This is a genomic window from Mammaliicoccus sp. A-M4 (genome assembly GCF_022386955.1).
GTDB lineage: Bacteria > Bacillota > Bacilli > Staphylococcales > Staphylococcaceae > Mammaliicoccus > Mammaliicoccus lentus.
Genome location: NZ_JAJNHH010000007.1, coordinates 107,789 through 126,238, shown reverse-complemented (window position 1 = coordinate 126,238; position 18,450 = coordinate 107,789). Strand labels below are relative to the sequence as shown.

21 protein-coding genes are annotated in these 18,450 nt (G+C 31.1%); 15 read left to right on the top strand and 6 right to left on the bottom strand.

Annotated elements, in window-relative coordinates:
* Positions 1 to 30: 30 nt before the first annotated feature.
* The gene (locus LQ682_RS07910; RefSeq protein WP_016998924.1) at positions 31 to 582 is read right to left on the bottom strand and encodes a TetR/AcrR family transcriptional regulator; all 552 of its coding nucleotides are present in this window, start codon (positions 580 to 582) and stop codon (positions 31 to 33) included.
* Positions 583 to 791: 209 nt separating this feature from the next.
* Between LQ682_RS07910 and LQ682_RS07905 the strand changes: the two genes are divergently transcribed.
* The 3 genes from LQ682_RS07905 to LQ682_RS07895 all read left to right on the top strand — a co-directional run bounded on the left by LQ682_RS07905 (position 792) and on the right by LQ682_RS07895 (position 4,083).
* A complete protein-coding gene (locus tag LQ682_RS07905) occupies positions 792 to 1,439 on the top strand; it encodes an HlyD family secretion protein (protein WP_239724090.1) in 648 nt (215 codons plus the stop codon).
* 12 nt (positions 1,440 to 1,451) lie between these two features.
* Positions 1,452 to 3,335 (top strand): DHA2 family efflux MFS transporter permease subunit, encoded by a 1,884-nt coding sequence (locus tag LQ682_RS07900; protein ID WP_016998926.1) that lies wholly within the window; start codon positions 1,452 to 1,454, stop codon positions 3,333 to 3,335.
* 193 nt (positions 3,336 to 3,528) lie between these two features.
* Positions 3,529 to 4,083: a ribonuclease FAU-1 family protein gene (locus tag LQ682_RS07895; protein WP_016998927.1), complete on the top strand. Its 555-nt coding sequence runs from the start codon at positions 3,529 to 3,531 to the stop codon at positions 4,081 to 4,083.
* A gap of 76 nt (positions 4,084 to 4,159) precedes the next feature.
* On the opposite strand, the gene LQ682_RS07890 is transcribed toward LQ682_RS07895, so the two are convergent.
* Positions 4,160 to 4,981, bottom strand: a complete 822-nt coding sequence (locus LQ682_RS07890) for an undecaprenyl-diphosphate phosphatase (protein WP_016998928.1) — start codon at positions 4,979 to 4,981, stop codon at positions 4,160 to 4,162.
* 174 nt (positions 4,982 to 5,155) lie between these two features.
* On the opposite strand from LQ682_RS07890, the gene LQ682_RS07885 reads away from it, so the two are divergent.
* The gene (locus LQ682_RS07885) at positions 5,156 to 6,031 is read left to right on the top strand and encodes a LysR family transcriptional regulator (protein ID WP_016998929.1); all 876 of its coding nucleotides are present in this window, start codon (positions 5,156 to 5,158) and stop codon (positions 6,029 to 6,031) included.
* 28 nt (positions 6,032 to 6,059) lie between these two features.
* On the opposite strand, the gene LQ682_RS07880 is transcribed toward LQ682_RS07885, so the two are convergent.
* Entirely contained in the window at positions 6,060 to 6,698 is a 639-nt protein-coding gene (locus tag LQ682_RS07880) for an MOSC domain-containing protein (RefSeq protein ID WP_016998930.1), read from the bottom strand.
* Positions 6,699 to 6,831: 133 nt separating this feature from the next.
* Between LQ682_RS07880 and LQ682_RS07875 the strand changes: the two genes are divergently transcribed.
* Positions 6,832 to 8,043 carry a sugar efflux transporter gene (locus LQ682_RS07875; protein ID WP_016998931.1) on the top strand — a complete coding sequence of 404 codons (1,212 nt, stop codon included), beginning with the start codon at positions 6,832 to 6,834 and terminating at the stop codon, positions 8,041 to 8,043.
* A 14-nt stretch (positions 8,044 to 8,057) separates the two neighbouring features.
* Positions 8,058 to 8,540: a DUF456 domain-containing protein gene (locus LQ682_RS07870; RefSeq protein ID WP_016998932.1), complete on the top strand. Its 483-nt coding sequence runs from the start codon at positions 8,058 to 8,060 to the stop codon at positions 8,538 to 8,540.
* A gap of 142 nt (positions 8,541 to 8,682) precedes the next feature.
* On the opposite strand, the gene LQ682_RS07865 is transcribed toward LQ682_RS07870, so the two are convergent.
* A complete protein-coding gene (locus LQ682_RS07865) occupies positions 8,683 to 9,984 on the bottom strand; it encodes a PTS sugar transporter subunit IIC (protein ID WP_064205074.1) in 1,302 nt (433 codons plus the stop codon).
* A gap of 114 nt (positions 9,985 to 10,098) precedes the next feature.
* Here LQ682_RS07865 and LQ682_RS07860 point away from each other — a divergent pair, with 114 nt between their 5' ends.
* The 8 genes from LQ682_RS07860 to LQ682_RS07825 all read left to right on the top strand — a co-directional run bounded on the left by LQ682_RS07860 (position 10,099) and on the right by LQ682_RS07825 (position 16,515).
* Positions 10,099 to 11,193, top strand: a complete 1,095-nt coding sequence (locus tag LQ682_RS07860; protein ID WP_064205073.1) for a DUF871 domain-containing protein — start codon at positions 10,099 to 10,101, stop codon at positions 11,191 to 11,193.
* Between the two features lie 2 nt (positions 11,194 to 11,195).
* Positions 11,196 to 11,498, top strand: a complete 303-nt coding sequence (locus tag LQ682_RS07855) for a PTS sugar transporter subunit IIB (protein WP_064211402.1) — start codon at positions 11,196 to 11,198, stop codon at positions 11,496 to 11,498.
* 9 nt (positions 11,499 to 11,507) lie between these two features.
* On the top strand, positions 11,508 to 11,822 hold the full coding sequence (locus tag LQ682_RS07850) for a PTS sugar transporter subunit IIA (protein WP_016998770.1): 315 nt from the start codon (positions 11,508 to 11,510) through the stop codon (positions 11,820 to 11,822).
* A 183-nt stretch (positions 11,823 to 12,005) separates the two neighbouring features.
* Entirely contained in the window at positions 12,006 to 12,872 is an 867-nt protein-coding gene (locus LQ682_RS07845) for an SDR family NAD(P)-dependent oxidoreductase (protein ID WP_016998769.1), read from the top strand.
* 115 nt (positions 12,873 to 12,987) lie between these two features.
* Positions 12,988 to 13,830, top strand: coding sequence for a formyltetrahydrofolate deformylase (purU, locus tag LQ682_RS07840; RefSeq protein ID WP_239724088.1), 843 nt, complete (start codon positions 12,988 to 12,990; stop codon positions 13,828 to 13,830).
* 244 nt (positions 13,831 to 14,074) lie between these two features.
* Positions 14,075 to 15,019 carry a magnesium/cobalt transporter CorA gene (corA, locus tag LQ682_RS07835; protein WP_016998767.1) on the top strand — a complete coding sequence of 315 codons (945 nt, stop codon included), beginning with the start codon at positions 14,075 to 14,077 and terminating at the stop codon, positions 15,017 to 15,019.
* 41 nt (positions 15,020 to 15,060) lie between these two features.
* Positions 15,061 to 15,924, top strand: a complete 864-nt coding sequence (locus LQ682_RS07830; protein ID WP_239724087.1) for an ROK family protein — start codon at positions 15,061 to 15,063, stop codon at positions 15,922 to 15,924.
* A gap of 24 nt (positions 15,925 to 15,948) precedes the next feature.
* On the top strand, positions 15,949 to 16,515 hold the full coding sequence (locus LQ682_RS07825) for a GNAT family N-acetyltransferase (RefSeq protein WP_016998765.1): 567 nt from the start codon (positions 15,949 to 15,951) through the stop codon (positions 16,513 to 16,515).
* Between the two features lie 131 nt (positions 16,516 to 16,646).
* On the opposite strand, the gene LQ682_RS07820 is transcribed toward LQ682_RS07825, so the two are convergent.
* Positions 16,647 to 16,841 carry a hypothetical protein gene (locus tag LQ682_RS07820; protein ID WP_369964520.1) on the bottom strand — a complete coding sequence of 65 codons (195 nt, stop codon included), beginning with the start codon at positions 16,839 to 16,841 and terminating at the stop codon, positions 16,647 to 16,649.
* 84 nt (positions 16,842 to 16,925) lie between these two features.
* Positions 16,926 to 17,528 carry a nitroreductase family protein gene (locus tag LQ682_RS07815; protein ID WP_016998763.1) on the bottom strand — a complete coding sequence of 201 codons (603 nt, stop codon included), beginning with the start codon at positions 17,526 to 17,528 and terminating at the stop codon, positions 16,926 to 16,928.
* 181 nt (positions 17,529 to 17,709) lie between these two features.
* On the opposite strand from LQ682_RS07815, the gene LQ682_RS07810 reads away from it, so the two are divergent.
* Positions 17,710 to 18,426: a tyrosine-protein phosphatase gene (locus tag LQ682_RS07810; protein WP_135021030.1), complete on the top strand. Its 717-nt coding sequence runs from the start codon at positions 17,710 to 17,712 to the stop codon at positions 18,424 to 18,426.
* Positions 18,427 to 18,450 lie beyond the last annotated feature (24 nt).

The following is an 18,450-nucleotide window of genomic DNA, read 5'->3' as shown; positions in this document are numbered from 1 at the left end:
AAAATTCAAACGAAATAGGAGCATTAATTTTTATCTGTTTATTCTTAAGATGTTTCTATACATAATATCTGCCATTTTTTCAGGTGAGTCCTGACATCCGTCCCGTAACCAACTATATATAGACGCGATTTGTCCACCAATTGTATATTCAAGAAAGAAGTTGGCATCTTGTAATGTACCGATTTTAGAAATGAGTTTTTCAATTCTGTCTTTTATAAGCTTGATAAAGTTAATGATAAAATCTCGTTCAGGATGTAAAACAAAGACACTGTAGAAAAATTTTTGGTATTTTAAAATATAATAAAAAACATTTGTAAAATACCGTTTTACATATTTTCTCCTATTGGCTGGTTCTTCAATAATAGATAGTTCAATATTATCCATTAAATTTTCGTAATTACTCATGTGATATTTTTGGATTTCATCATATGTATCATATTTATCTTTGAAATGGGCATAAAAAGTTGAACGGTTAATACCACTTTCTGCGCACAACATTTTTATTGTAATTTCGTCAAAGTGATAATCTTCCAATAAATAAACCATATTACTAATAATTAATTGTCTCGCATGTTTTTTCATAATTCACCTCGATAACTTACATGTCCTATATTTTAACAAATAAAGTATAGAATATATATTAATATACTTTAAAAACTTTAATTTAATATGTTGATTTATCTGATTTTTTAGTTAATTTAACCCGACAAATTTTTAATTTTTGTTGGTTTAATTAGTAAAAGCGTAGCCGTATAATAAGTAAATCATTGAAATATGGAGGATATAAAGTAATGAAAAAAATCGTGCTTGTAAATGTTATCACGATAGTGGTTTTAGTGGCTATTGGCCTAGTAGGATTGCATTATTATAGTGAAGCAACAGATTATGTAAAAACAGAAAATGCAAAAGTGGATGGAGAGCAAATTAAAATTGCTAGTCCAGTATCAGGTAATTTAACTAGTTTTGACGCTAAAGAAGGTAAAACTTATGACAAAGGCGATAAAATTGGTGAAGTAGAAGTTAAAGGTGAAGATGGTCAATCTCAAAAAATGAAGATTGAAGCACCATCAAAAAGTACAATCGTAAAAACTTCTGAAACAGAGAACAATTTAGTACAAGCTGGCTCACCGATTGCTTATGCATATAATTTTGATGATTTATATGTAACTGCAAACATTGATGATACAGATGTAGAGGATGTAGAAGAAGGACAAGCAGTTGACATTGATATCGATGGTCAAAAAGCTAGTGTTAAAGGTAAAGTGTCTCAAGTTGGATTAGCAACTGCATCAAGTTTCTCGTTGATGCCTTCATCAAATAGTAATGGAAACTATACAAAGGTGACACAAGTTGTTCCAGTGAAAATCACATTTGATTCTAAGCCATCAACAAATGTTGTTCCAGGAATGAATGTTGAAGTTCGAATCCACAAGAATTAAGGAGGGTGTATTATGACATCAACCTTTACGGTGGCTTATATAATAATTGCAATCTTACTTTGGATTGGAATTAATGCATTTGTATTAAAACGTAAAAAAAGAAAACAAGTTTCTAATGAATCTTTTGAAAAAGATCATAAAGAAGAATACAGTCAACTTAAATCTAAAGATGATGATAGCTTAACAGTTAACCGTCATCAAAAAGAATATAAAGAAGAGCAAGTTGAACAAATGAACCAAGATGAAAATAATCAACCATCATTTAAAGAAAACGTATCTGACGATAATAATAATTCAGAAGATGAAGATTCTGTATTATCTGATCGTGGTATGGAAATACATGAAGACGAACCAATCAACGAACAAATTAAAAAGAATCATGTTAATTTTGTTTATGGTAAAGGTATTACAAGAAATAAAATATTAATTGCAATGATGTTCGGTATGTTCATAGCAATTTTAAACCAAACATTATTAAATGTAGCATTACCTGTTATTAATAATGAATTTAGTATTTCAGCTTCAACTGGTCAATGGCTAATGACGGGATTTATGCTTGTAAATGGTATATTAATCCCAATCAGCGCCTTTTTAATCAGTAAGTATTCTTATAGAAAATTATTCATTATAGCAATGATACTGTTTACAATCGGATCATTCATTTGCGCGTTGTCAGTAAACTTTCCAATGATGATGACAGGACGTGTCATACAAGCTGTAGGAGCAGGCGTGCTTATGCCATTAGGTTCTAATGTGTTTATGACAATCTTCCCACCAGAAAAGCGTGGTGCAGCAATGGGTACATTAGGTATTGCATTTATTTTAGCACCAGCTATAGGACCAACATTATCAGGTTGGGTTGTACAAAATTACCATTGGAATATCATGTTCTACGGAATGTTTGCTATCGGTTTAATTTCTATCATAATCAGTTATTTCTGGTTTAGAATTTACCAGCAAACGTCTAACCCTAAACCAGACGTTCAAGGTATTATATTTAGTACGTTAGGTTTTGGACTATTATTATACGGTTTCAGTGAAGCGGGTAATAATGGATGGACATCTACAACAGTTTCATTATCATTAATTATTGGCGTTATCTTTACAACAATGTTTGTTATTCGTGAAATAAGAATGAAAAATCCAATGCTTGATATGTCAGCATTAAAATATTCTGGGTTCACATTAACGACAGTTATTAACGTTATCGTAACAATGAGTTTATTTGGTGGTATGATATTATTACCAATTTACTTACAAAATCTTCGTGGGTTTTCTCCATTAGATTCTGGTTTATTATTGTTACCAGGTTCATTAATAATGGGCTTTATGGGACCAATTGCTGGTAAAATGCTAGATTCATTTGGTATTAAGCCATTAGCTTTAATTGGTTTAACAATTATGACTTTTGCAACATGGGAGTTAACACAGTTAAATATGGATACACCATATTCAACAATATTAATTATTTATATCGTACGTTCATTTGGTATGAGTTTTATCATGATGCCTATTATGACGGCTGGGATGAATTCATTACCTCAACGATTGATACCACATGGTAATGCAATCAGTAACACAGTGAGACAATTGGCAGGATCAATTGGTACTGCAATACTTGTAACAGTTATGACACAAAATACGACTACTCATTTAGCTAACATGTCAGATAATTTAGATTCAACTGATCCAATTATTCAAGAACAAGTTAAAGCACTTTCAGATTCTGTTGGTGGAAAAGAAAGTGGCATGTCAGCACTTGTTGAGTTTCTAAATAAACTTGCAACTGTACAAGGTATAAATGACGCTTTCTGGATTGCAACTCTGTTTAGTGTTATTGCATTAATCTTAAGTTTATTCTTAAAAGGTAAGTCACATTATATTTCACATGAATAACGTAAAATTTTAGAATTAAAAAACATATGTTTTAAAGTTTAAATTTTATATATAAATAATCATTTCAAAGCCACAAGAATTTCAAACTTCTTGTGGTTTCTTTGTGTAAAATAATAAAAAAAATAAAAGATTACTCGAATGCTTTATATCGGCTCCCGTTTTTTATATAATGAATAAAAGGAGTTGGTAACTTGTGAAAGTTAAGTATATTGACAAACGTCATTGGCGACGTCTCCTTAATCGCGAATATAAAGAAGTTGCGCTGGATACTAATCACTTTAAAGGTCTTGTAGGACTTGTAACGATGCTTGAAGTAAAAGAACCGTTAATAGTAAATGTTGTAGGTAAAGAAATTACAGTAGCTGACAAGGGCTATAAATGGATGCAAATATTACCGGAGAAAAAGCCATATAGTATTACTGTGATGTATAATAAACAAAATCAACCAGTGCAGTATTATTTTGATGTGAATTTGAGGAATATTACCCAGCTTGGAAATGCACGAACTTTAGATTTATGCTTAGATGTGTTGGTGATACCAAAGACAGGGGAATATGAACTAGTTGATGAAGATGATTTAGAAAGAATGCTTAAAGAAAACAAAATTTCTAAAGCGCAATTTCATAAGGCATATGTTACTGCTCATGAGATTATGTTCAAGTTAGAAACAGATTTTAAAGGAATAGAGAAAAAGATAAGATATTGTTTTCATGAAATAATGAATGCAAATAAGAATAGTAATAAATAAATATTCCTAAACTATGATTTACATAAAAAACGAGCATACACAGTATTAACTGTGTATGCTCGTTTTTTAAAAGTTTTTATAAGAATATCAGTGCAAGTATAATTGCTAATGGTCCTACAACGAAACAGTATTTACTAAATATACCTAATTGTCCGCGTTCCATTATGCCTTTTAGCCATTTTAAAGAGAAATAGCTGGCCACAAGTGAAGCTACAAATGCGAACATATAAGAAATCATTAATGAAGAATCTGGTGGTGTTTGAATGATATCTTTAATACCAAGCAATGCAGTCCCTAAACTTACTGGTATATAAAGTAAGAATGAGAACTTAAATGCTGTTTTTTGATTCATACCAACACCTAAAGCACCAACTATCGTTGCACCACTACGACTAATTCCTGGAATTAATGCAATAGCTTGAAATAGCCCTACTATAATCGCATCTTTTAACGTTAAATCTTTATCTAACTTTTGACCGCGTTTATTTTTAATAAACCATAGTGCAATACCAGTTACAATTAACATGAAACCGACTAGCATAACACTTTTTGTGTCGCCAATTATATCGTTAAAGATTAACCCAAGAACACCAGCAGGTATCGTGGCAACTACAAGATACATAGCAAATCTAAAGTTTCGAATTACTTCTTCAGTGCGATCTCCTTTAATAAATTTTAAAGTATCAACAATGAGTTCGATAATATCTTTTCTAAACAAAATCAGTACAGCAACTAATGAAGCCGTATTTACAAAAATTTCAAATGTTAAACCTTCAGTATGTAAGCCTAAAAATTCTTGAGCCATTACAAGGTGACCACTAGAAGATACAGGTATGGGTTCAGTTACACCTTGCAATAAACCTAGAAAAATATACTTTATTATCTCAATAAGTAACATAGTAAGATCCTCCCTATTTAATTTACATGCTTAACTATAACTAATTTTAAAAAAGTATTCAATTTAGATAGTAAGATTTTTTATAATTCGGTCTTAAGTAGTAGTTGCTTAAAGGCATGCTTGTAATAATTAAAGCATGTTATAATGAAATAAATGTGAGGAGGGTGTCTTTTTATGAAAGTAGATGATTACAAACTATTAGTGACTTTAGAAGATGTAAAGACATTGAGGAAAGCTGCTGACATTCTCTATATTTCGCAGCCTGCCGTCAGTCAACGTCTCAAATCTATCGAAAACTTTTTTGGTATAGATATTTTTATAAGGACTAAGAAGCAATTAATAACAACTAATGAAGGTTCGCTCGTTATTGATCACGCTAGAAAAATGCTTAAAGAAGAGCGTCTATTACTGGATAGAATAAGTTCGAAAGTCGGGGAAGTTAATGGGAGTATCTCAATTGGCGTATCTTCGTTAATTGGACAAACAATTTTGCCTCAAGTTCTAGGGCAATATACTAAACTTTACCCTAACGTCGATATACAATTACAAATTGGCTCAAGTGAACATATTAAATCATATCAGAATGAATTTCATGTAACAGTAATTAGAGGTAATGAAGTAATGAATGTACAGAACGACTTATTATTAAATGAACAACATTACTTTATTTATCCTAAAAATAGAAAACATGATTTGCATTTATTACCGATGATTGAATTTCAAGCTGAACCAATATATTTAAAGCAAATTGAAGAATGGTATTCAGATTATTTCAAACAAGAATACCATGCTCTTATAAAAGTAGATCAAATCGCAACTTGTAAAGCATTGTTATTAAATGGTGTAGGCGTTACAGTTTTACCTGAATTAGTTATAGGTGATATAGATACAGACCTTTTTGAAATTAAAAAATTAAATATCATGAAAAAGCCTTTAAAACGGTCAACATATATTTGTTATGAACATAGTGTATTGCAATTACCACAAGTAAAATCATTTATTGAAGTGATTAAAAATTACATAAACCAAATTGATGTTAAAAAGAAGTAACCGATAGAGATTTGTACGATGTTATCATTTATTTTAATAATTTAATAAATATATTTCTTGTTTCTTCATTTATACCATCATGATTTAATACTGATTGTATGCGTTGTTTGTTTTTATTATCTTTAAAACGTGTTTCATTCAATTCAAGTATAGAAAGGGAAGGCTTTTTTTGTTCAATCAATACTAAATCGTCTCCTTGTGATACATAGCCTTCTTTGATTACGCGAAAATAACATCCTGTTTTACAACTGTCTGCCATTCTTTTAACTAAGTCTTTTATGCCATACCTTTGCGCGATTGTAGCGCAAGGTTGTCTTGGACAAGATACTTGTATAGTGGCTTCACCTAACTGATATGTATCACCGATATTTAAATCCGCTTCTGTTAAGCCAGAGACTGTTAAGTTTTCTCCAAAAATTGCATATTCAGGCAACAGGTGAATGATATCGTTCCAATATTGATAGTTATCTTTACTATAGAAACATATAGCTTTTTCAGGACCGCCGTGCCCTTTATATTGTTGTTCATCTTCAACAAACCCTGTTTTTGATAAAAACATACTATTTGAAATAGGGGTTTTATAAATGGCGGTCTTTTTTGTTTTTTGATTATCGAACGTAACGTTAGAAACTTTACCAGTAGAAATATAATCAATTTTAAATACCATGGCTTTTCTCCTTCTTAAATCATGTAAATTTATTTTATAACTTTAGAAAAATTATATCAATTTTAGCATTGACGTAACAGGGGTTTAGCTATAAAGTACAAGCATATAATAAAATAAAGAAAGATGTGAATTCATGTTTTTGAAACTGTTTCAAATCAAAAATTATAAGCTCTTTACAGTGAATATGGGATTACTCGGTATGGCAATCGCAATCACTACCCCGTTCTTAGTGTTATATGCGACACAACACTTAGGAATGACTAGTGGCCAATATGGTCTATTAATGGCTCTTGCTGCTGGAGCATCCTTCACTGTGAATTCTATAGTAGCTAGGTTTTCAGATAATGGTAAAATCAACCGTAAATATCTTATCGCAACAGCCCTTATAATGGGTGCTTTATGTTTCTCCATTTATTTCTATGTACATACTATCTGGATCTTCATTGTATTATACGGAATGTTCCAAGGTCTGGCAGCACCTGCAATGCCTCAAATGTATGCTTCTGCTCGTGAATCTATTAATGAATCAGAATATAAAGATAGAAGTATCTTTGCCAATACTGTTTTAAGATCAACTTTCTCATTAGGTTTCTTATTTGGTCCATTGATAGGTACTGTATTACTTTCACTATTGGGTTATGACGGTCTATTTGGTGGTACGGTTACTATATTCTTAACTGTACTCGTATTACTATTATTATTTTATAAGGAACCAAAGAAAATCTTAAATAATATAGTAGGGAATTTTCCAGAGAAAAAAGCTCCGAACTTAATTAAAGAACCGACTTTACTTATACCATTTTTAGCTTTCATTCTATTGCATATTGGGCAATGGATGTATACTTTAAACATGCCTTTATATGTAACTGAATATTTGAAAGATGACGAGTCTCATGTTGGTTATTTAGCAAGTTTATGTGCAGGCTTAGAAGTACCGCTTATGATTATTCTAGGAGCTATCGCAAGTAAATTCAGAACGAAAACTTTACTCATGGTAGGTTCAATATTTGGCTTTGGTTATTATTTCAGTATCGGGGTGTTTGATAGTTTTACTGCAATGTTAATTGGACAATTAGCTTTAGCATTTTTCTTAGCTATTTTGTTAGGGCTTGGTATCAGTTATTTCCAAGATATTTTACCAGACTTTCCAGGTTACGCTTCGACTTTATTTGCGAACGCTATGGTTATTGGACAACTAGGTGGAAATTTACTTGGTGGTGTCATGAGTGATATAGTAGGATTAGGAAATGTGTTCTTTGTTTCAAGTTTTTCGATAGCACTTGCGTTTGTTCTTTTAATTTTCACTATAGAACATAAGGAACAAAACAATACACAAATTAGTTAGGAGTACTAAATTACATGACAACAATTAGTTGGTTACTTATCATTATAATGTTTGTAATTGCATTTATCGGTTTAATCAAACCAATTATCCCATCCGTTTTATTTCTTTGGATAGGGTACTTTATATATCATTTTGCAATAGATTCATCAAAATTATCATGGGTATTTTGGACGGTTATGATACTCTTTACAGTATTTATGATTTTGTCGGACATCATCATGAACAGTTACTTTGTGAAAAAATTTGGTGGTTCTAAATTAGGAGAGACAATGGCAGCAGTTGGTGTTATTATTGGTTGCTTTGTATTTCCACCTTTCGGTATTATTATCGTACCGTTTATCTTAGTATTCGTTTCAGAAATTATACAAAAGAGTGATATCAGTGCTGCACTTAATGCAAGTATAGGTTCACTATTAGGATTTTTAACAAGTACAATAGCAAAAGCACTTATCATGATCGTTATGGTTATTTGGTTCTTTATTGATATTATTTTTTAACATTTAAGAGCTTGAAACATAAATTCTAACTCAAAATAAATAAGCATATCACTTAACGGATTGTTTCAGTTTGAAAGTGATATGCTTATTTTTTATAAAAATCTTCGTGCATCTTTCATCCTTATTTATATCTTCTACATTATTATTTGTTTTCTTCTTCCATATCTTTTTCAATTTCTTCTTTAGATTCGCCACTTTCCTCTAAAATCATTTTACGATCATACATTTTAAAGAATGGGAAATAAATACCGACAGAAATTGCAATATTGATTAATACGAGTATGATAGCCCGCCAATCGCCACCAGTGGCTAAGTATGCACCAATTGGAGCAGGTAAAGTCCATGGAGGCATTACACTGGTCGCATTGACTAATCCTAGGGCAGTTGCGATATAAGTGATAATCGTTAAAACGATAGGTATTAAAATAAATGGAATGACCATAATTGGGTTTAATACAATTGGTAAACCAAATATAACTGGTTCATTGATGTTAAATAAAGAAGGGATGGCAACTGCTTTACCCATTTTTTTAAGGAATTGTGATTTTGCAAATATTAATATACAAATAACAAGACCTAAAGTTGCGCCCGCACCACCAATCCATACAAACCATTGGAAAAATGTTTCGGGTGCAATATGAGGTAGTGCTTCTCCTGCTGCATGTGCTTCACCGTTTTTAGCTAAATAAACTTCCCATAATGGTCGTTCTATCGTACCGACAATAGACATTCCATGAATACCAAATGACCAGAAGAATGTTGTTAAAAATACTGGCACTAAAACACCTGGTAGTGTGTCGCCTGCAAACACAAGCGGTCCGACAATTTTATCTACGAGTGAGTGTAAGTCTAGTTGGAATAGTACTGTAATGATACTCATAAACCCTAGAACAAAAACGACAGGTATAAGAGATTCGAATGAGCGACTGACGGAAGGTGGAACTTGTGGTGGCATTTTAATCGTGATGTTTTTAATTTTACAGAAACGATATATTTCTACAGAAAGAATAGCAACAATCATTGCGACAAATAAACCGTGCCCACCTAAATTTGTCATAGGTAAAACAAAACCTAATTTATCGTCCATAGTAGGTGCGATAGTTAATAGAAAAGCTGCGGTAGAAAGTTGTGCGGCAGATAATGGATCAAGGTCATAGGATTTTGCAAGATTATATCCTATACCAAAAACGATATACAAACTCATTATAAACATAGTCATTCTATAAGGTATTAAAATTTCTTCGGCATGTGCTGTTGCCCACTTAGTAATTGCCCAAGATTCTGGCAATGGTGGTGTTGCAAATATTAAGAAAAATGAACCAAATATAATGAATGGTAACGCTGAAATAACCCCATCACGAATAGCAAGTAGATGTCTTTGGTTTGAAAGCTTAGTCATTGGTCCCGAAAGCTTATTTTCTATCCAAGTTGCAAAATTATTCAATGTTAATCCCCCTTTGTTTGTAAGCGCTTTAATTTTGTTATAGTATAAACTAAATAGTAAAATTATTCAAAATTATAAAAAAGAAATTAATTGAAAGAATTGTGAGGTTATATCATGAGAAAATTGGGGATATCTCTATATCCGGGGAAATCTAAGGAAGCTGATGACTTAAAGTATATAGAGAAAGCACATGAGTACGGTTTTTCTAGAATATTTACGAACTTATTACAAATTACTGAAGAAAACAAATCCGAAATACTTCCATCTATCAAAAAAATTATTCAATTCGCAAAGTCTTTAAATTTTGAAATATTTGTTGATGTAGCACCTAGAACATTTAAAGTATTAAATATTGAAACTAACGATTTATCATTCTTTTATGAAATGGGTGTAGATGGTATCAGACTCGACGAAGGGGTAGGAGCAAAAGAAACGAGTGATATGACTTATAATCCATATGGAATCAAAATAGAGCTGAATATGAGCGTAATGAATCATTATATAGACAATGTATTAGACTTTGAACCTAATCGAAATCGGCTCGTAGGTTGTCATAACTTTTATCCCCATCGTTATGCAGGTATATCTGAAGCCTTTTTTATAGAAGGCAGTAAGAAATTTAAACATTACGGCTTGAGAACAGCTGCATTTGTATCTAGTAAAGAAGCGGATTTTGGACCTTGGCCTATTACAGAAGGACTTCCTACATTAGAACAACATCGCGGTTTGCCGATTACTTCTCAAGCAAAATATTTATGGGCAACCGGCTTAATAGATGATGTTATTATCAGTAATTGCTATCCATCTGAAAAAGAATTAAAGGAATTGAGTGATTTAATCCATGAACCGATAACTTTTGATATTAAATTAGTGGGAAGCTATACAGATTTAGAAAAGAAAATTATTTTTGAAGAACCACATTTTTATAGAGGTGATGTAAGCGACTATTTGATTCGTTCTACTCAAAGTCGAGTGAAATATAAACAAGAATCATTTCCACCTCATCATACAGTTGCTATAAAAAGAGGCGATGTATTAATCGATAATGATGAATATGGTCAATATAAAGGGGAGTTACAAATTGCTTTAAAACCGATGCTCAACACAGGAAAAGTGAATGTTGTAGGAAAAATAGAAAATCATGACTTGCAACTATTAGATTACTTAAAACCTTGGGCATTCTTTAAATTTAAATTATGGGAGAGATAAAAATGAAAAAAATATTATTAGTTTGTTCAGCGGGAATGTCTACTAGTATGTTGGTTAAAAAAATGCAAGAAACTGCCGATAAAGAAAATAAAGATTATGAAATTGAAGCATTAGCTTTATCTGAAGCTGAATCGAAAATAGATGAAGTTGATGTCATTTTATTAGGACCTCAAGTGAGATTTCAAAAAGCTCAAGTAGAAAAAATAGCTGACGGAAAAGTTCCAATCGACGTTATAGGCATGCAACAATATGGCATGATGGATGGAGAAGGGGTACTTAAACAAGCAGAAAGTCTAATGGAATAAGGTGATTAAATGGAAAAGTACGAACAGATAGCTTTTCAGATTATAACGAATGTAGGCATGGCTAAAAGTACCTATATGCAAGCAATTCAAGAAGCAAAATCAAATAATTTTAATGATTCTTATGATTTAGTTGAAGAAGGCAACAAATATTTAACTGAAGGACATAAAGTTCATAAAGACCTCATCCAATCCGAATCTGCAGGAGAAGAGATTAAACTTAATCTGTTATTGGTACACGCAGAAGATCAACTTATTTCAACTGAAATTATAAAAGAGATGGCGAAAGAATTAATTTATGTTCATGAAAATTATATAAAAAAGTAATTTTAGAAACTAATCAGGCTGGGACATAAATAAATGACTCAGCCTGATTAGTTATGTTGGCAGTAGACATGACAAAGCGATAAAAAATCTTATGAATAGAAAGAGCGATTTTTCATTCTCATTTATGTTAATTATACATTTTTTCGGGTAAATATAACTTAATAAATAAAAGGAGTAATTATAATGTCGAATAGAATTCTAGCTATTACCGGGCCTACGTCTGGTATAGGCAAAAGCACTGTAATTGAATTAGCGTCAGAATATGATATTTTAATATTACTTTGTAGAAACGTTGATAAAGGAGAATCAGTTAAGCAGCTCATACAGGCACGACACCCTTATAAGCGTGTTGATATCATCAAATGTGATTTATCTGATCTAGCGAGTGTAATGCAAGCAGCAACTAATATTTTAAATCGTTATACCCATGTAGATTGCCTGATTAATAATGCGGGTGTCGTTTCTTTAACAAGGCAAAAAACTGTAGATGGTTATGAGCTCATGTTTGGAACAAATTATTTAGGTCATTTTTTATTAACACATACTTTATTCGAAAAAATAATGGAAAGTGAAGATAAACAAATTATTGTTGTATCATCAGGTGCATACAAATATACAGCTATGGGGAATCATAATTTTGCTTACCCACTAAAATTTAACCCAGTTAAATCATATAGTAAATCTAAGTTAGCAGTACTTTACTTTATGCAGGAATTGGATGAACGTTTTAGTAAACATGGATTAAATGTATCGGCTGTACATCCGGGAGCTGTGTCTACTAATTTAGGCAAAACCAAATACAATAAAAAAATTGGTGACTTCATCTACAAAGTATTTGATTCATTTTTTATTTCGCCAGAAGAAGGGGCGCTCTCAACTATTAAAGTGACAAAAAATCGCACTTTATTTAATGGTAAGTATGTTTACGAAGGTAAAGTTGTTCCAGTTGAAAAATATGGATTAAATTATTTCCAAAGAAAAAAATTAATAAGAGATACATTGGAAGAATTGCAATTGGATCAATTTATGTATTTAAATAATAATTATTAACTGAATTCGCTTACATTGGAATAAGTAGGCAAGTTTGATTGTGTTATCTCATATAAAATTTTATAATAGCTATTATCGTAAGAATTTTTACACATTTTATAAAAGGATGAGAAACATGAATAATCATTATATTTTACTTGCAGATTGTAAAGATGAAATAGGAATCACATCTTTAATCTCTACAACTATTAAAAATACAAACTCTAATATATTTCATTTGGATCACTATACAGATGTTCAAGAAAATGAAAATCATTTATATTTAAGAATAGTCTTCGATCAAAATGATGAAGTTAAAGGACTATTAGAAAAAGAACTAAATAGCAGAAATATACATTTCAAAATTTATGACGCTAACACGAAAGTGAAAACTGCGCTACTCGTTTCTAAAGAAGATCACGCTTTAAGTGAGATTATGTTACGAGCAAACAGACAAGAATTTCCTATCGAAATTAGTTGCGTTATAAGCAACCATGAGAATAACAGAAAATTTGTAGAAGACATGGGTATTCCGTTTCATCATGTAGAAGTTACAAAAGATACAAAGCGACAAAGTGAAGAGAAAATAACAGAAATTTGTGAAAGATATGGCGTTGATTTATTAGTATTAGCTAAATATATGCAAATATTATCTCCTGAATTTGTTGATAGACACCACTTGAAAATAATCAATATACACCATTCATTTTTACCTTCATTTATCGGAGCTAATCCATATAAACAAGCGTATACAAGAGGGGTTAAACTAATAGGTGCTACAAGCCATTATGTAACAGAAGACTTAGATGCTGGTCCGATTATCGAGCAAGATGTTGTAAGAGTGAACCATCGCTATACAGCACAAGATATGAAAAATACAGGTCGTCATGTAGAATCAGAAGTACTAGCTAGAGCGGTACAATGGCATTGTGAACATAAAGTGATTGTTAATGGAAACAAGACTATCGTATTTTCTTAATTAAGTATAAAAGGAGCAAGACTAATTGTTCTGAAGTTATAATAGTATCAAATATAAACGGTAACGATTTTGCAAAGTGCTGACGTTGAAGCTTGTACTTTCAAAATCGTATACATACATAAATTCTCCTAATCTGTTAATTAAAACTCCAACGAATTAGGAGAATTATTTTGAACAATCAATTTATGTTCTAAACTTTAAAATAATATATAATGAATTTAAATCAATTCTAAGCGGTGAAAATATGATTAAAACTTATTACATAAATTTAAATGATGAGATAAAAGAAACTACCTTTCCTAGTGAAGTTCAAGAAAAGTATAAATGGATATGGGTTGATATGAACGAGTCAACTGAAGAAGAAACAAATGTACTCGCACAATATTTTGATTTTCACCCATTATCTATTGAAGATGCAACATTGGTACAACAGAGACCAAAATTCAAACAGTATGATGGTTATCAATTTTTAGTATTTCATGCTTTAGATTTAAAAACGCTAGAATCAGAAGAAATCGATATATTCATAGGCGAAGATTATATTGTTACTTTCCATAAAGAACGATTTGAGGAAATTGATACAATTAAAAGAAAACTTTTTAATCGTACGGTACAATATGAAGAACCAAAAGATATATTATTAAATATTTTAGATGATATAACAGATAATTTCTTTCCGTTTATATACGATATTGAAGATAAAGTCTTTAACTTTGAAGATCGGCATAATGTAGATAGTTCTACAAAGACTTTGATTGATGATACTTTTAATTTAAGACAAGAGTTGTTATTAATTAAGAGAACTGTTCAACCAATGAAAGATTTAGTTTATCGGATGCGTGAAGGAAAAGTATTAAATTTGAATGAACAACAATTGTTATATATCATGCATATTAATGATCATCTTATTAAACAGATGGAAATGGTTGATGCTTCACGGGAAATGACAAGTGATATAAGGGATAATTATATTTCATTGAATTCATTTAAAATGAATAACATTATGAAAATTTTAACGATTTATTCTGTCGTATTCATGCCATTAACACTTATAGCCGGTATTTATGGGATGAACTTTGAAAATATGCCTGAATTAAATTGGCACAACGGTTATTACATTGTATTATTCATTATGGTAGCAATAGCAGCAATCATGCTAGTTGTATTTAAAAAGAAAAAATGGTTTTAAAATTACAAAAATATTAGATAATGAGAAAGCGAGTGTCAATCATGCAATATTATGGAGCAATTGAAGCGGGAGGCACAAAATTTGTATGTGCAATAGGTGATGAAGCATTAAATGTTATTGAGCGTGTTTCTATACCAACTACATATCCTGAAGAAACAATGACTGAAGTTATTAATTTTTTCAAAAATTATGAATTGAAAAGTATTGGAATAGGTTCATTTGGACCTATCGATATAAATAAAGAGTCAAAAACATATGGATATATTACATCTACTCCGAAGACTGCTTGGAAAGATTTTGATTTTATCGGTTCAGTAAAAAAATATTTTGACGTACCTATAGCATTTACTACAGATGTTAATGCATCTTTATACGGCGAATATCAAAAAGGAATTGCAAAAAACGTTGATTCAGCAGTTTATTACACTATCGGGACAGGTGTAGGCGGTGGAGCTATGATGAATGGTCGTTACATTCAAGGACTAAGTCATCCTGAAATGGGTCATATGTCTATAAAACAGCATGAAGATGATGATTTTGAAGGTAATTGTCCATTCCATCATACTTGTTTAGAAGGATTGGCGTCTGGACCAGCTATAGAAAAACGTGCAGGTATTAAAGCTAAAGATATTGAAGAACAAGATAAGACTTGGGATATGGTAGCATACTATATAGCTCAAGCGGCTTATAATACAACGCTAATGTTATCACCTGAAAAGATTATTTTTGGTGGTGGTGTCATGCATCAAGATCATTTATTAGATAAAATCCATAAGCAATTTGAAATATTGAATAATAGTTATTTAAATTTACCACCAGTTGAAACTTATATTGTGAAACCTAGTTTAAATGATGACCAAGGCGTAATAGGTTGTTTAGCACTTGCACAAAGCGAATATAAATAAAGGTTAAAAGGGGGATTAAATAATATGGACTTACTAGTGAAATTAGCGGAATATCAAACAATGGAAACAGAAAGACTTATATTGAGACCTGTGTCTTTAGAAGATACGCAATCATTATTTGAATATGCTTCTAATATTGAAAATACAACGCATGTCTTTCCAACACATTTGTCTAAAGATGAAACAAGAGAAGTCATTACAAAGTATTATTTACAATCCCCGTTAGGAAAATACGGTATTATATTAAAAGAAAACGATAAATTTATAGGTACAATTGATTTACGATTGGAAGTAGATCATAAGAGGGCAGAAATTGGTTATGTGATTAACCTAAAGTATAGCGGAAATGGTTATGTAACAGAAGCAGCTAATCAATTGTTGAAATTATCATTTGAAGAAATGGGATTAAATCAAGTTAAAGGTGTGCATAGTACATTAAACCCCAAATCAGGACAAGTTATGAAAAGACTTGGCATGAAAAAAGTAGGCGTAATGCCTAAAAATCGTATTCATAAAGATAAAATAGTTGATGATGTAATATATGCAATAACAGATAATATGTATAAAGAAAATAATAAGCCTAAGACGTAAGAATTGTTTTAAGCAAGTATGCACTTTACAAAAACCAAAATAAATTCTCCTAATTCGTTCATAAAAAACGAATTAGGAGAATTATTTTGAGTGAAAGATTTGTACTCTATACTCACATGTAGTAAAGCATCTTATTTAGATGCTTTTTTTAATTGAGTTAGTACCTTCAATCCATATGCAAATATTCCATATCCAATTAATGAACTAGGTAACCATGATTTCGTTAATTGAATATCTTTATTTTTGTTAAGCAAAGTATATGGTACTAACGTTGAAATTAAGTAAAGTAATAGAACTTTTTGATAACGTTTGTTCAATTTAAACACCTCACTTTGTTACTTTTATTATAATATAAATTTGAGGTGAAATATTATAATATTATTACAAAGTTTAGACATTATGTATTGTCTTTATTCAAATTTAGCAAATGATGATGCATCATGACGAGATGCTCTATCATTGGACATTTCGCCTTTACCAATTGTAATTAACATTGCTGGTACTAAATTATCATCAATATTAAAAGAATCGACAACAGCTTGTTTGTCAAAACCAATCATTGGGCAAGTAGCATAGCCTTCGTCCTCACTGATTAACATTAAATTCATCGCAAATAGTGAAGCACCACGCACCGCTTCATCTCTCTTATTTGTTTCATCTTCAAAGAAAGTATTAACACTTTGGATTAACCCTTCGCGTTTTTCAGCAGGTATATGATTATGCTTTATCCAGTCATCGGCAATATCACCAATTGTATTATGGGCATTTAAATCACCTAGCACGATGAAAGTAGCGCTGGATTCTTTAATTTTAATTTGTTTGTTCGCTGCTTCGTATAGTTTTTCTTTAGCTTCATCAGAATGTGCTACAATCACTTTCCACTGTTGTAAATTCCAAGCAGAAGGTGATAAAGAAGCTTTGTTTAATAATTTTGTTATCGTTTCACGATCCATTTCGTAAGGTTCGTATTGTTTTACTGAACGACGTTTGTTAATGACATCTTGTAATTCCATTAATAATTCACTCCTAAATGTTTATATATTAATCATGATTAAAGTGGTTGGACTTTTCAAATTCTTTGCTTATACATGAACACAAATCATTTTGATATATTGATTGAGTGAAAATTTGTTACAATAAAGGTAATAAGGATAATTTGTAGAAAAAGTTGATTCATAAAAAGGAGCTGTACATATGATAGATATACACAATCATTTGCTTTATGATGTTGATGATGGACCAATTGACGCTGACAGTATGCTTGAATTAGCTAGAGTTGCAGAAGGGTTAGGGATAACTGATTTAGTAGCTACACCACACTATATAGAACACAGATTTAAAAATGATGCTAATATAGTTAAAAACCGAACAAAAGAAGTACAAGCATTGCTAGATGAAAATGGCATAAATTTAAAAGTTCATCCGAGTCAGGAAATCCATATGTTTGGTAAAGAGCTGGAAGGCTTACAGTCCGGTGAATTATTACCAATAACTGAAGGTTCACGCTATGTATTAATTGAATTTCCATTCTTTAGTATTCCAGAATTTGCAGATGAAACATTTGATAAATTATTTAATGCTGGCTATAGACCTATATTAGCTCATCCAGAACGAATAATTCCTATACAAGATAACCCGAAAATATTATTTGATTTAATTGAACGAGGCGCGCTATGCCAAGTTACAGCAGGATCATTAGTTAATAGATATGGAGAAGATGCTAAAAAATCTGCGGATTTCTTATTAGACAAAGATGCTATTCATATAATCGGAAGTGATGCACATAATACTTCGAATAGAACATTCCATTTACAAGAAGGTTACGATTATATTGAACGAACAAAAGGCGTCGAAAAAGTAAATGAACTTAAAGAAAATGCAAGGAAAATATTAAATAATATTGATATATAGAAATTAAGGGTCCGGAACATACAT

What these genes read in the sequence shown, in the direction of transcription:
- LQ682_RS07830 (WP_239724087.1), top strand. Translation starts at nt 15,061, where the DNA reads ATGCAATATTATGGAGCAATTGAAGCGGGAGGCACAAAATTTGTATGT.
- LQ682_RS07905 (WP_239724090.1), top strand. Translation starts at nt 792, where the DNA reads ATGAAAAAAATCGTGCTTGTAAATGTTATCACGATAGTGGTTTTAGTG.
- LQ682_RS07855 (WP_064211402.1), top strand. Translation starts at nt 11,196, where the DNA reads ATGAAAAAAATATTATTAGTTTGTTCAGCGGGAATGTCTACTAGTATG.
- LQ682_RS07885 (WP_016998929.1), top strand. Translation starts at nt 5,156, where the DNA reads ATGAAAGTAGATGATTACAAACTATTAGTGACTTTAGAAGATGTAAAG.
- LQ682_RS07815 (WP_016998763.1), bottom strand. Translation starts at nt 17,528, where the DNA reads ATGGAATTACAAGATGTCATTAACAAACGTCGTTCAGTAAAACAATAC.
- LQ682_RS07875 (WP_016998931.1), top strand. Translation starts at nt 6,832, where the DNA reads ATGTTTTTGAAACTGTTTCAAATCAAAAATTATAAGCTCTTTACAGTG.
- LQ682_RS07860 (WP_064205073.1), top strand. Translation starts at nt 10,099, where the DNA reads ATGAGAAAATTGGGGATATCTCTATATCCGGGGAAATCTAAGGAAGCT.
- LQ682_RS07850 (WP_016998770.1), top strand. Translation starts at nt 11,508, where the DNA reads ATGGAAAAGTACGAACAGATAGCTTTTCAGATTATAACGAATGTAGGC.
- LQ682_RS07825 (WP_016998765.1), top strand. Translation starts at nt 15,949, where the DNA reads ATGGACTTACTAGTGAAATTAGCGGAATATCAAACAATGGAAACAGAA.
- LQ682_RS07810 (WP_135021030.1), top strand. Translation starts at nt 17,710, where the DNA reads ATGATAGATATACACAATCATTTGCTTTATGATGTTGATGATGGACCA.
- LQ682_RS07890 (WP_016998928.1), bottom strand. Translation starts at nt 4,981, where the DNA reads ATGTTACTTATTGAGATAATAAAGTATATTTTTCTAGGTTTATTGCAA.
- purU (WP_239724088.1), top strand. Translation starts at nt 12,988, where the DNA reads ATGAATAATCATTATATTTTACTTGCAGATTGTAAAGATGAAATAGGA.
- LQ682_RS07900 (WP_016998926.1), top strand. Translation starts at nt 1,452, where the DNA reads ATGACATCAACCTTTACGGTGGCTTATATAATAATTGCAATCTTACTT.
- LQ682_RS07870 (WP_016998932.1), top strand. Translation starts at nt 8,058, where the DNA reads ATGACAACAATTAGTTGGTTACTTATCATTATAATGTTTGTAATTGCA.
- LQ682_RS07845 (WP_016998769.1), top strand. Translation starts at nt 12,006, where the DNA reads ATGTCGAATAGAATTCTAGCTATTACCGGGCCTACGTCTGGTATAGGC.
- corA (WP_016998767.1), top strand. Translation starts at nt 14,075, where the DNA reads ATGATTAAAACTTATTACATAAATTTAAATGATGAGATAAAAGAAACT.
- LQ682_RS07880 (WP_016998930.1), bottom strand. Translation starts at nt 6,698, where the DNA reads ATGGTATTTAAAATTGATTATATTTCTACTGGTAAAGTTTCTAACGTT.
- LQ682_RS07910 (WP_016998924.1), bottom strand. Translation starts at nt 582, where the DNA reads ATGAAAAAACATGCGAGACAATTAATTATTAGTAATATGGTTTATTTA.